At 64.2% G+C, this 11,853-nt stretch carries 10 protein-coding genes; 4 read left to right on the forward strand and 6 right to left on the reverse strand.

Annotated features, from left to right (window positions below; genetic code table 11):
* The gene (locus tag ACREP4_RS11500) at nucleotides 1–1,125 is read right to left on the reverse strand and encodes an efflux RND transporter periplasmic adaptor subunit (protein ID WP_431596316.1); all 1,125 of its coding nucleotides are present in this window, start codon (nucleotides 1,123–1,125) and stop codon (nucleotides 1–3) included.
* Nucleotides 1,126–1,233: 108 nt separating this feature from the next.
* Between ACREP4_RS11500 and ACREP4_RS11505 the strand changes: the two genes are divergently transcribed.
* The 3 genes from ACREP4_RS11505 (at nucleotide 1,234) to ACREP4_RS11515 (ending at nucleotide 4,069) form a co-directional block, all read left to right on the forward strand.
* The gene (locus tag ACREP4_RS11505; RefSeq protein WP_431596317.1) at nucleotides 1,234–1,896 is read left to right on the forward strand and encodes a TetR/AcrR family transcriptional regulator; all 663 of its coding nucleotides are present in this window, start codon (nucleotides 1,234–1,236) and stop codon (nucleotides 1,894–1,896) included.
* A gap of 147 nt (nucleotides 1,897–2,043) precedes the next feature.
* Nucleotides 2,044–2,691, forward strand: a complete 648-nt coding sequence (locus ACREP4_RS11510; protein ID WP_431596318.1) for a protein-L-isoaspartate O-methyltransferase family protein — start codon at nucleotides 2,044–2,046, stop codon at nucleotides 2,689–2,691.
* A 19-nt stretch (nucleotides 2,692–2,710) separates the two neighbouring features.
* Nucleotides 2,711–4,069, forward strand: a complete 1,359-nt coding sequence (locus tag ACREP4_RS11515; RefSeq protein ID WP_431596319.1) for a TolC family outer membrane protein — start codon at nucleotides 2,711–2,713, stop codon at nucleotides 4,067–4,069.
* Between the two features lie 203 nt (nucleotides 4,070–4,272).
* Here the strand turns inward: ACREP4_RS11515 and waaA are convergent, their stop codons facing one another.
* Nucleotides 4,273–5,568, reverse strand: coding sequence for a lipid IV(A) 3-deoxy-D-manno-octulosonic acid transferase (waaA, locus tag ACREP4_RS11520; RefSeq protein ID WP_431596320.1), 1,296 nt, complete (start codon nucleotides 5,566–5,568; stop codon nucleotides 4,273–4,275).
* Between the two features lie 313 nt (nucleotides 5,569–5,881).
* Between waaA and ACREP4_RS11525 the strand changes: the two genes are divergently transcribed.
* Complete coding sequence (locus ACREP4_RS11525) at nucleotides 5,882–6,811, forward strand: LpxL/LpxP family Kdo(2)-lipid IV(A) lauroyl/palmitoleoyl acyltransferase (protein ID WP_431596321.1); 930 nt, start codon at nucleotides 5,882–5,884, stop codon at nucleotides 6,809–6,811.
* A 132-nt stretch (nucleotides 6,812–6,943) separates the two neighbouring features.
* Here the strand turns inward: ACREP4_RS11525 and ACREP4_RS11530 are convergent, their stop codons facing one another.
* The 4 genes from ACREP4_RS11530 to ACREP4_RS11545 form a co-directional block, all read right to left on the reverse strand.
* Nucleotides 6,944–8,290 (reverse strand): O-antigen ligase family protein, encoded by a 1,347-nt coding sequence (locus ACREP4_RS11530; RefSeq protein WP_431596322.1) that lies wholly within the window; start codon nucleotides 8,288–8,290, stop codon nucleotides 6,944–6,946.
* Complete coding sequence (locus tag ACREP4_RS11535) at nucleotides 8,271–9,386, reverse strand: glycosyltransferase (protein ID WP_431596323.1); 1,116 nt, start codon at nucleotides 9,384–9,386, stop codon at nucleotides 8,271–8,273. The genes ACREP4_RS11530 and ACREP4_RS11535 overlap by 20 nt, the downstream gene beginning before the upstream one ends.
* Nucleotides 9,387–9,395: 9 nt before the next feature.
* On the reverse strand, nucleotides 9,396–9,593 hold the full coding sequence (locus tag ACREP4_RS11540) for a zinc-finger domain-containing protein (protein WP_431596324.1): 198 nt from the start codon (nucleotides 9,591–9,593) through the stop codon (nucleotides 9,396–9,398).
* A gap of 156 nt (nucleotides 9,594–9,749) precedes the next feature.
* The gene (locus tag ACREP4_RS11545; protein ID WP_431596325.1) at nucleotides 9,750–11,825 is read right to left on the reverse strand and encodes a peptidase domain-containing ABC transporter; all 2,076 of its coding nucleotides are present in this window, start codon (nucleotides 11,823–11,825) and stop codon (nucleotides 9,750–9,752) included.
* Between the last annotated feature and the right edge of the window lie 28 nt (nucleotides 11,826–11,853).

Raw genomic sequence — 11,853 nt, forward strand, 5'->3', positions numbered from 1 at the left:
TCACTCCCCTTTTTTGGCGGCCGGAGCCGTCGTCAGTACCGGACGGTTGTTGCGATCCACTGCCGTCACCTGCTGGCCTTCGCGCAGCAGATGGCCACCGGCCGCAACCACCCACTCATCACCCTTCAAACCCTGCAGCACCGGCACCTGTTCGGGGCCATACGTGCCCAGTGTCACCGCGCGGGACTGCAGCGTGCCGTTGCTCGGGTTCACCACCCAGACACTGGCCTGCTGCGGCTGCTTGCCCGGCTGCACTGCCGCCAATGGCACGCTCAACGCGCCGCCCTTGCCGTGGTTGATGAAGACTCGCGCGCTCTGGCCCAGCTCCACTTCTTTCAATGCCTCCGGCGCCAAGCTCACGCGCGCCGCGTAAGTGCGGGTCTGCGCATCGGCGGCGGCGGCAATCTCGCGAATGCTGCCCGGCAGGTACATACCGGGCTGGTTCCACAGTTCGACTTGAACCGTCTGGCCGACACTGAAATCGCGGATCGCGCTTTCCGGCAGGGCAATGGCGACTTCGCGTGCGCCATCGGCGGCCAAGGTATAGATGGTCTGACCAGCGGCAACCACCTGCCCGGCTTCGGCCTCACGGCTGGCGATCATGCCGGCCTCCGGCGCACGCAACTGCGCGTAACCGGCCTGGTTGCGACTGACATCGAGATTGGCGCGGGCCGCATCGGCCTGACCCTGCGCGGCCTTCAATGCCGCCGTCTGCGCATCCAGTGCCGAGCGGCTGACCAGTTGCTGCTCGGCCAGCGCGGCATACCGTTTGTGCTCGTCGCGCGCACGCACCAAGTCAGCCTCGGCTGCGGCGTACTGCGCCTGCGACGCACGTGCCTGCAGCGCGTAATCGGCCACGTCCAGCTCGGCCAGCAACTGGCCCTTGCTCACGCGTTGGCCGACGTCCACCTCACGGCGCAGCAGATTGCCGCCAACCCGGAATGACAGCACCGTCTCTTCACGCGCACGCACCTCGCCCGGATACGCCGCCAGCGCCATGCCCTCACTGCCATCGGGGTGAACCACAAACACAGGGAGCGCCGGCACCGGCGCGGTTTCGGGTTTGCCACAAGCGGCAAGCAAGGCCAACAACAAGCCGCTGCCAATCCATCGGAGGTTGTTCATGAGTTAGGGTCGCGAACGCAAGGGGAAGGAGGCAACCAGGCTTTGGGTGCCATTACTGAACGACGCGGTATAGTATAAATATCGAACCAGCTGGTCTAGTATTGAACAATGTCTGCGAAACCACTCTCCCCTGACGCCGCCAAGCCGGCCGCACGCAATTCTGGCCCGGGCCGCCCGAAAGACCTGAGCAAGCGCGCGGCTATTTTGAACGCCGCCAAGGAGATGTTCGTCGAACAGGGTTTCAACGGCGTGAGCATGGATGGTATTGCCGCCCGTGCCGGCGTATCAAAACTGACCGTTTACAGCCACTTTGGTGACAAGGAAGCATTGTTTACCGAGGCAATCCAGGCCAAATGCGTGGAGATGATGCCCGACGAGCTGTTTGTCACCGACAGCGAAGGCCCGCTGCGTGACCAGCTGCTGGGCATTGGCCATGCGTTCTTCACGCTGATCAGCAGCGATGCCGCCATCGCCACCCAGCGCATGATGATGACCCCGGACACCGACGACCGGATCCGCCAGATGTTCTGGCAGGCCGGCCCAGCCCGTACCGAAACCGCGCTGTCCGACTTCCTCGGCACCCGCGTCGCGCGCGGTGAGCTGGCCATCGACGACCCGCACCTGGCAGCGCGCCAGTTCTTCTGCCTTATCAAGGGCGAAGTGCACACCCACATGATGTGCGGGCTGTGTGCTGCTCCGGGACACCTGGATGCAGCCGTCCATATCACCGCCAGCGTCGATTTCTTCCTGCGGGCCTATGAACCCCGCTGAGGCCCGGCCCACCAAGCTGAATGAACCGGTGGTCCGGATGACTTCCGGCACTGCGGGCCTCAACACCGCACGGCGATGCTTGCCCGCACCTGCCGCGTACTAACCGCTAAAATGGCCAGCCCACTGCGCTGGAATGACGAGCTTCCCATGACGATCAATTACTCCCACGTCCGCGAAATGATGGTTGAACAGCAGATTCGTCCCTGGGACGTGCTGGACATCCGTGTGCTGGACGTGTTGGCCCGCCTGCCGCGTGAAGCCTTTGTCGCCGAGTCGCATCGTGCGCTGGCTTACACCGATGTCGAGCTGCCGCTGGGGCATGGTCAGAAGATGATGAAGCCGGTCATTGAAGGCCGCACGCTGCAGGCACTGGATCTGCAGCCGGGTGACGAAGTGCTGGAAATCGGTACCGGCAGCGGTTTCCTCAGCGCCTGCATGGGCCAGCTCGCCCGCGAAGTGCTCAGCCTCGAAATCCAGCCGGAACTTGCCGAGCGCGCGCGCCAGAACCTGGATGCCGCCAAGCTCGGCAGCAATGTTCGCATTGAAGTGGCCGATGCCCTGAACTGGCAGACCCAGCGTCACTTCGACGCCATCTGCATCACCGGTGCGGTAGAAATCGTCCCAAGCCAGTTCCTCAAGATGCTGCGCCCGGGTGGCCGTCTGTTCGTCATCCAGGGCACTTCGCCGGTGATGGAAGCCATCCTGGTCAATGCCGACGGCAGCATCAAGTCGCTGTTTGAAACCGATATCGACTACCTGCAGGGCGCCGCCCCCGCACCGCAATTCCAACTCTAAAAAGTCCAAGGAAGCCGCAATGATCCGCCGATCCCTCACCCTTGCGCTGGCAATCGCACTGGCCCCGCTGACGACTCACGCCGCCGACCTGCTGCAGGTCTACGAAATGGCCCGCAATGGTGACCCGCAGCTCTCCGCCGCCGAGTCCAACCGGCTCTACACCAAGGAAGGCCAGGTGCAGGCGCGCGCCGCGCTGCTGCCGCAAGTCAACGGTGAGGCATCACTGAACCGTTCGCGCGTGGAGTACGACGGTATCAGCGGCACCGCGACCAGTAAGGACCGCACCTATCGCGTGACCGGCGGCCAGACCCTGTTCAACTGGAGCCAGTTCGCCAACCTGCGTGCGCAGCGCGACATCAGCAAGGCCGCTGACTTCACGCTGGATTCGGCCAACGACAACCTGATCGTCCGCACCTCGACCACCTATTTCAACGTGCTGGTGGCCATCGAATCGCTGACCGCCGCGCAGACCAACGAAGCGGCGGCCAAGAAGCAGTTCGACTATGCCGACAAGCGCCTGGAAGTAGGCCTGGCACCGATCACCGACGTGCATGAAGCCCGCGCTCAGTACGACCAGGCGCGCGCCAACACCATCCTTGCCCAGAACGCGCTGGAAGATGCCTACCAGGCCCTGACCGAACTGACCGGGCAGCCGGTACGTGACGTGCGCGGCCTGCCGGAAGACTTCCGCCCGGCGCTGCCGACCAACCGTGCCAACGTCGACCAGCTGGTTACCGCCGCGATTTCCGGCAACCCGGACCTGAAGGCCCAGGAGTTGCAGGTCAGCGCCGCCGAATCGAGCGTTTCCGCAGCACGTGGCGGCCATTACCCCACCCTGTCGCTGGGCGGCAGCTGGGGCAAGAGCGCCCGCTGGGGCGACAGCGTCGGCGGCACCGGCAGTACGCCGGACAGCACCACCAACGCGATCGGCCTGACCTTGAACGTGCCGATCTTCGCCGGTGGCGCCACGCAGTCGCAGGTTCGTCAGGCACTGGCCCAGCGTGATATCGCGCAGGACACCTTCGAGCAGCAGAAGCGCGCACTGGACCGCAACACCCGCAATGCCTACCAGAACCTGGTCGCCGGCATCAGCGAGGTGGAAGCCCGTCGTCTGGCCGTGGTTTCGGCACAGAGCGCGTATGACGCTTCGCAGGTTGGTCTGGAAGTCGGCACCCGCACCGTGCTGGACGTGGTGCAGAACCAGCGCACGCTGTTCCAGGCGCAGCTGGATTACGCCCAGTCGCGTTACAACTTCCTGCTGGCCCGGCTGCAGTTGAGCCAGGCCGTGGGTGACTTGGAAATTTCCGAGGTGCAGGACATCAACCGCCTGCTGACCCAGGACGCCAGCGCCAAGCTGCAGTCGTCCAGCGCACAGTAAGCAACTGCACTAGAAAGCAGAAAAGAGCGGGCTTCGGCCCGCTCTTTTTTTTGTTTTCAAACCCGGGGGACAAGCGGCAATGGGCCGCACTGCCAACTCCAACACAACGCGGCTGCACACCATGGAGCGGCGTAGAACGCGTAGTCCCGAGCCATGCTCGGCAGTGTTTCACCGGCATGGCCTCAACGCAGCGTGGCTGTGCACTACAGGGCCGGCGGCAACTGCGGCGCGATCAATTCCAGCGTGCGCTGCAAGGCGCCACGTCCGTTGGCTACCAACGCGCGCCCGGCCTGCACCATGCGCTCGCGCTCGTTGACGTCGTCAAGCAATGCTTCCACTGCCGCACCAACGGCCGCCGCATCGGCGCAAATGCGCAGTGCGCCAGCCTCGTCCATTCGCCGCGAAATCTCAGCAAAGTTATGCAGATGCGGGCCGGTCACGGTTGCGGTACCCATGGCTGCCGGCTCCAGCAGATTGTGGCCGCCGATGGCCTGCAGACTGCCGCCGACAAAGGCCACCTGCGCGCACGCAAAGAACGCCATCAACTCGCCCAGCGTGTCCACCACAAATACCTGGCTGGCGGCTTCGGGCCACTGCTGGGCGCGGCGGGTGGCAACCCGCCAGCCTTTGTCGCGCGCCAACGTCTCGGCCCGGCCGAAGCGCTCGGGATGACGCGGCGCCCACAGCAGCAATGCATCTGGATGCTGCTTCAGCAGTCGGGCGTGGATATCCACCACGGCCTGTTCTTCACCTTCATGCGTACTGGCCGCGATCCATACCGGCCGCGTGGCCGGCACATGCTGGCGAAAGGCCTCCAGCACGGCGGTCGGATCCGGGGGGCGGATATCAAATTTCAGGTTGCCCAGTGCCTGCACCTGTTCCGGACGCGCACCCAACTCGACGAAGCGCAGCGCATCGTCCTGCGACTGCGCCGCCACGCAGGTGACCGTGCGCAGCGCGCGACCGACAAGCGCTTTCAGCAGGCGATAACCCTTCAACGAACGCGCTGACAGACGCGCGTTGAGGATGTAGACCGGGATATCCCGATCACGGCAGCCGAACAGCATGTTCGGCCACAACTCGGTTTCCAGAATCAGCGCGAGACTCGGCCGGAAATGGCCAAGAAAACGATTGACGCTCCCCGGCACGTCGTACGGCAGGTAGACGTGATCCACCGCCTCGCCCCACAGCGCACGCACGCGCTGCGAGCCGGTCGGCGTGATGGTGGTGATGATCCAGCGGATATCCGGTCGCAGCTCACGCAAGGCATTGACTACCGGTGCAGCGGCATTGACCTCGCCCACCGACACCGCATGCAACCACACCCGCGGCTGGCCACCGCTCGCCGGATAGGACGCGTAGCGTTCGTCCCAGCGCTTGAAGTATTCGCGCACACGGAAACCACGCCACACCAGGTGATAAACGGTGATCGGCAACAACAGATAGAGCAAGACCGAATACAGGCCGCGCAGCAATAGTTCGACGGGATCCTTACGCATCGGCGAAGGATACGGGAGAACCGCAAGAGTGAGTGAAGAGCCGCACGCCACGGGCAAGGCCGATCACCCGTAGAGCATGACCGGACGCGGGGAATGCGTAGCGATAATCGCCGGAACAATCGCGAAGGCGAGCTCCAACGACTGAGAAAGCCTGATCACTGCAGAACCCGCCTCCTCCCTTGCGCACAGCGCAGGGGAGGATTGAGGAGGGGTGCTTCGGCTTCGGCTTCGGCTTCGGCTTTCGCTCCCGCTCTCGCATCGCCCCCTGCTCCTGCTCACTCCCGCCCTCGGCCCCGTGGCTTAGAATCGACGCATGTCCGATTCGCCCTCCACCGCCACTCGCCCTTCCTTCTTGAAGCCCCGGCACTGGCCGACCTTTGCCTTGCTGGGCGTTGCCATGCTGGCCGCACGCTTGCCGTGGACGCTGCAGCGCGCATTGGGCCGTGGCGTCGGCTGGTTGGCCCTGCATCTGGCGAGCAGCCGACGTCATGCAACCGAAGTGAACCTCAGGCTGTGTTTCCCCGAGCAGGACGAGGCTTGGCGCCAGCGCCTGCTGCGTGACAGCTTCGATGCCTTGGGCATCGGTATTTTCGAGTTCGCACGCGCCTGGTGGGGCAGCATCGACGCCATCCGTCCGCAGGTGCAGATTGAAGGGCTGGAACAACTCAAAGCGCTGCAGGCTGAAGGCCGTGGTGTGTTGTTGATCTCCGGCCATTTCATGACCCTGGAAATGTGCGGCCGCCTGTTGTGCGACCACGTGCCGCTTGCCGGCATGTACCGCAAGTACCGCAACCCAGTGATGGAGTGGGCGGTGAAGAGCGGCCGCCTGCGCTATGCCAGCGCGATGTATGCCAATGAAGACATCCGCGCGACGGTGCGTCACCTGAAAAAAGGCGGCCTGCTCTGGTACGCGCCGGACCAGGACATGCGCGGCAAGGATTCGGTGTTCGTACCGTTCTTCGGCATGCCTGCCTCGACCATCACCGCCACCCACCAGTTCGCACGCATGACCGGCTGTGCGGTGGTGCCGTTCTTCCATCGCCGTGTCGGCAGCCAGTACGTGCTCAAGATTGCGCCGCCGCTTCCCGACTTTCCTTCGGACGATGTCGTGGCCGATACCGCGCGGGTGAATGCCGCCATCGAAGCGATGGTGCGCGAAGCCCCCGCGCAGTATCTGTGGATCCACCGCCGCTTCAAACGTCAGCCCGAAGGGCTCAGCAACTTCTACTCCAAGCAGAAGTGAGCGGGTACGTCGGCACGAATTGAGCGAACTGCGGGACACGCACGAAGGCAGCCCTCCTCAATCCTCCCCTGCATTGCACGCAAGGAAGAAGGCCGATCCTGCAGTGATCGAGCCTCCGCTTCCGCAGGCGGCTTACTTGCTACTCACGCCTGGCTTGCTGACGTCTTGCTCTTCCGCCAACAGCGCGCCGGCAAACAGTGCCGCCAGCAACACCGTCACTCCGCCCCAGAACGTGGAATAGAACGCCAGATGGGTGTTCAACGGGAATACGGTAGCCGCCAACGCCAAGGCCGCAGGCCGCGCACGTTCGCGCGCCGGCTTGCCCGCATACATCCACGCACGGATCGCCATCGCTGCACCGGCCAGCCACAGCAGCAAGCCGAGGACCCCGGTTTCGGCAAGGATTTCCAACACGATCTGGTGTGCATGCAAGGCTGGACTGGCGCCCCATACCGCAGTGCGTTCCGGCATCGGATCGCAGCCGGAATACGCCAGACGGAAGTCACGCACGCCTACGCCATTGATCGGATGCTCGCGCACCATGCACAGCGCCGCGCCCCATATCTGGCTGCGCCCGGACAAGGCTTCGTTGACGCCGCTGGCATCACCACTGAGCGCCATCGCCGTTCGCGAGAAGCGCTCGCGCACCTGCGACGCGCCCATGCCCAGCGCTGCCAAGCCGACCACGCCCGCCAACAACACCAGCGCCATCCACTTCGCGCCCAGCAGTCGCCAGCCGGAGAACAGCACGATCAACGCATAGGTGATCCACGACGCACGCGAGCCGGCCAACACCAGCACCACACCGATCAGCATCGCCACCAACAGCCAGCTCCAACGCCCCCAACGGGTGCCGACGAAGAACAACAGAAACGGCGACATCGTCGCCAGCACCTGGCCGAACTTGAGGTTGCAGGGCCCGAACACCGCAGACAGCCGATCCGCCGCAGCAACCTCTTCAGCGCTGCACAAACCGTGGCCGTTGATCAGCCACTTGAGCTGGTCCATCGACCAGAACAGTGGGCTGGTACCGATCAGCGCTTGTGCCAATGCGTCCAGCGTCCAAACACCGGCGATCACCGCCAATCCGGTGAAGGTCGTGCGCCGCCGCTGAGAGGTCGCAACCGCAATGGCCACCAGCCACATGAAGGGCAGATAGCGCAGCGCAGCGGCTACTTTTGTCCAACTCTTGCCCGGGTCGACCGCATCCACAGCAGACAGCGCCTGTGGCAACCAGTAGGCCATGAACAACACGCCGGTCAACGCCCAGGCCGGGATGCTCAGCAACGGCCGGATGCCGCCGTTGAAGTGCAGCTGCAGCAGACGCACCACGGTGAACAGCGCGCCCAATCCCAGCACGGCTTCGGCAATGCCGGGTGCCGGCCACAACGCGACGAACGCAATTACCCACGCCGGCGCCCAACGTCCCGGGAGACGTTGCACCGCTGGTGCTGTCAGATCAACCGATGAGTTCGCCATAGACGTCCAGTGTGGCGCGTTGCATTGCCTGCAAAGTGAAGGGGATGCGTGACGGCAACGCTGGCGGATGCCGCAGCAAGATCAAGGCGGTTTCAACCAACCCGGCGGCATCGCCCAACGCAACCGCGCCGCTCGGCTGCAGCTGCGTCAGCAATTCGCCGACACCGCCATGATTCCAGCCCAGCACGGGCCGGCCCACCGACAACGCCTCGACCACGGTGCGCCCAAACGCTTCCGGTTTGTCGGAAACCTGCAGCACCAGGTCACTGGCGGCATACGCCTGCGCGATGCGACTGGTCGCTTCGGTCAACGCCACGCGTTCAGCGACGCCCAGGCGCTGCGCCAGCTGTTCGAGTTCGCGGATGTACGCTTCACGCCCCGGCTCGCGTGCGCCGGGCATCCACAGCACTGCGTTGCGCTCACCGTGTTGCTGCAGTGAAGCGAGCAGTTGAATGGCGTGCGCATGTCCTTTCAAACGGGTGCCGCGCCCGGGCAGCAGCAATAGCGGGCCGTCGCCGGCCAACTGCGGATGCTGGCGGGCGACTTCCAGACGCGGGCGACGGTCGGTGCGTGCAACGCGCGGAAACTGAGTGACATCCACCCCGCGCGGGATCACCCGCAGCGTGTCGGGATCGGTGTTCGGGTAGTTGGCGAGCAGGTAGTCACGCACGGTCTGCGACACGCAGATCACCCGTTCGCCACTGGTCATGATGCCGCTGTAGCGGCCCGGCGAATTGAGCCCGTGCATGGTGGTCACCCAACGCGGCCGGCTGGCCGCAGGCATGCCCTTGAGTGCGTACCACCCCAGCCACGCCGGCAGACGCGAGCGCGCATGCACGATGTCCGCGCCGGTCTCGGTGAATAAACGGCGCAGCGACGCGACGTGCCGCAACGTCAGCAGCGACTTGTGGCCAATATCAAGGGTGAGGTGCTCGGCGCCACTGTCCAGCAGCGGCTGCACCAGCCGCCCGCCCGCCGACACCACGATGGCGCGGTGGCCTGCGGCCACCAGCGCACGGGCGATCTCCAGGGTCGAGCGTTCGACACCGCCGGCGTGCAGCGCCGGCAGCAACTGCACCACCGTCAGACGGCGCATCGGTCGGCGTCAGTCGATCAGCACGAACACGGAACCGCAATACGGGCACGCAGCCTCGCCATTGGGCTCGTTCTCGATGGGCAGGTAAACGCGCGGATGCGAGTTCCACAGCGCCATTTCCGGCGTCGGGCAGCTCAGCGGCAGGTCGGCGCGGTGGACGTTGTAGCGCTTCTCGGCGTTGGCCGGTGCGGTGGCGGTATGGCTCATGGCGTCATTCACGGAAAAACCAGGACGCGCAATTCTAGCAGCGGCGGGCCGGTGCTGGCCGTTTGGCGATACGAGCGCCGGGCCTTGGTCCAACTCCGCCGGCTTTTGTGCCGGCAGCGGTGCGCCTCCTGGTTCAGGCTCGGCCGGCGCATCGACCTATCCGGCCTGCGGGCGACGCTCCTGCACGATCCGTCCCTGCTCCATCACCAGCACCCGATCCGCGCTGGCGATGGTCTCGGGGCGATGGGCGATGATCACCCGGGTCAGCCGCAGGCTGCGCACAGCGTCATTGACCAAGCGCTCGCTCATCACATCCAAGTGGCTGGTTGCCTCATCCAGGAACAACAGCTTGGGTTGCCGATACAGCGCGCGGGCCAGAATGATCCGCTGCTTCTGCCCGCCGGACAGCGAGCTGCCCATGTCGCCGATCAAACCGTGATAACCCATCGGCATCGCCATGATGTCCTCATGCACCGCCGACAAGCGCGCGGCGACCTCAACCCGGGCCAGATCAAACTCCGGATCGAAGAAGCCGATATTGTCGGCGATGCTGCCCGCAAACAGCTGGTCGTCCTGCATCACCGCACCGACGATCGCGCGCACATTGCGTGCACCCAATCGGCGCAGTTCCTGTCCGCCAATGCGAATGCTGCCAGTGGTCGGCCGCAGCAGACCGAGCAGCAGTTTGACCAGCGTCGTCTTGCCGCAACCCGACGCGCCAATCACCGCCACCGACTCACCCGGCGTGATGGTGAAGCTGCAATCCTGCAGCACCCACGGCTCGCCATCGCCATACCGGAAGCACAGGTTCTCGACCTCGATACGTGCATCGTCGGGCGGCAAGCCTTCGATGCTGCCAGCGTCATCCTCCGGTGCGGTCAGCACGATGTCGGCCAGGCGCTCGCCGTGCAGGCGCAGCATGCGGAATTCCAGCCACTTGTCGATCAATGCACTCGTGCGCCCGGCGAACTGGTCCTTGTACGCGAGATAGGCGATCAACATGCCCACCGAGAACACATTGTCCAGCGCCAACGTCGCACCAATCCAGATCACTGCAACGCGCTCCACGCCGAACAACAATTGGCTGGCGCCATTGAAACCCAAACCCAGATGCGCCAGCCGCACCTCGCGATTGACCGTGTCCACCATCAAGTTGTCGTAGGTACTGCGCCGACGTGATTCTTCACCGGCCACCTTCAAACTCTGCATGCCGCGCAACGATTCCAGCAGATGCGTCTGCTGCTTTGCCGCCGTTACCAAGTGTTGCTCAGTGCCATCGCGCAATGGGCGCCACGCGAATGCCCGGATACCGGCGTACAACAGCACGGCCAGCACCGTCACCAATGCCAATTTCCAGCTGTAAACCAGCATCAGCGCCAACGTCACCACCGCCATCAAGCCATCGATCATGGCTTCGACGAAACTGGTGGTCAAAGTCCGCTGAATGGCTTGGACGGATGACAGCCGCGAGGTGATGTCGCCGAGGTTGCGCTTCTCGAAGAAATCCAGCGGCAGCCTGAGCAGGTGCGCAAACACGTTGCCCATCCACTGCAGGCCAAGCCGCGAAGACAGATGAACCACGGCCGCACCACGAAGCAGACTGATCCCCACCTGTAACAGCAATGCCAAGCCAAACCCCAAACCAAGCACGGTCAACAGATCGCGGTCCGCCGATACCAACACCTGGTCGACCACCCACTGCATCAGGAACGGCGCCAGCACCACAAACACCTGCAGCGCCAGCGACAACACAACAATCTGCCCCAGCGCTTGCCACAAGCCGCCAACCGGCCCGGTCAGCTGCCGCACGCTAACCGACGGGCTGGCTTTGCGCGGCGTGAAATCCGCGGTCGGTGCCAGCTCCAGCGCCACGCCAGTGAAGTGATCAGACACCTCGGCCACCGACAACTTCCGCTCGCCGATGGCCGGATCCAGCAGCACGACCTTCGCCTTGCTCACCTTCTTCAGTACAACGAAGTGGTTCAGATCCCAATGCAGAATGCAGGGCAGCGCCAACTTGGAAACGTCATCCATGTCCAGTCGCAACGGCCGGGTGGAAAACCCCAGTTGCTGTGCAATGCCGATCAGATGATTGAGCTTTGCGCCTTTCAACGACAGCGGAAAGCGCCGCCGAAGTTCCGGCAAACCGATGTGCAATCCATGTGCATCGGCCACCATCGCCAGTGAAGCCAGGGCGCATTCGGCCGCCTCGGATTGAATGATCGTCTTCATGACAAGGGGCGGCCATTGGCTGCCCCTG

The organism is Stenotrophomonas sp. (assembly GCF_050737575.1).
Classification (GTDB): Bacteria; Pseudomonadota; Gammaproteobacteria; order Xanthomonadales; family Xanthomonadaceae; genus Stenotrophomonas.

Excerpts from the sequence above, each read along its gene's own strand:
- ACREP4_RS11500 (WP_431596316.1), bottom strand. The coding sequence starts at position 1,125 with ATGAACAACCTCCGATGGATTGGCAGCGGCTTGTTGTTGGCCTTGCTT.
- ACREP4_RS11505 (WP_431596317.1), top strand. The coding sequence starts at position 1,234 with ATGTCTGCGAAACCACTCTCCCCTGACGCCGCCAAGCCGGCCGCACGC.
- ACREP4_RS11510 (WP_431596318.1), top strand. The coding sequence starts at position 2,044 with ATGACGATCAATTACTCCCACGTCCGCGAAATGATGGTTGAACAGCAG.
- ACREP4_RS11515 (WP_431596319.1), top strand. The coding sequence starts at position 2,711 with ATGATCCGCCGATCCCTCACCCTTGCGCTGGCAATCGCACTGGCCCCG.
- waaA (WP_431596320.1), bottom strand. The coding sequence starts at position 5,568 with ATGCGTAAGGATCCCGTCGAACTATTGCTGCGCGGCCTGTATTCGGTC.
- ACREP4_RS11525 (WP_431596321.1), top strand. The coding sequence starts at position 5,882 with ATGTCCGATTCGCCCTCCACCGCCACTCGCCCTTCCTTCTTGAAGCCC.
- ACREP4_RS11530 (WP_431596322.1), bottom strand. The coding sequence starts at position 8,290 with ATGGCGAACTCATCGGTTGATCTGACAGCACCAGCGGTGCAACGTCTC.
- ACREP4_RS11535 (WP_431596323.1), bottom strand. The coding sequence starts at position 9,386 with ATGCGCCGTCTGACGGTGGTGCAGTTGCTGCCGGCGCTGCACGCCGGC.
- ACREP4_RS11540 (WP_431596324.1), bottom strand. The coding sequence starts at position 9,593 with ATGAGCCATACCGCCACCGCACCGGCCAACGCCGAGAAGCGCTACAAC.
- ACREP4_RS11545 (WP_431596325.1), bottom strand. The coding sequence starts at position 11,825 with ATGAAGACGATCATTCAATCCGAGGCGGCCGAATGCGCCCTGGCTTCA.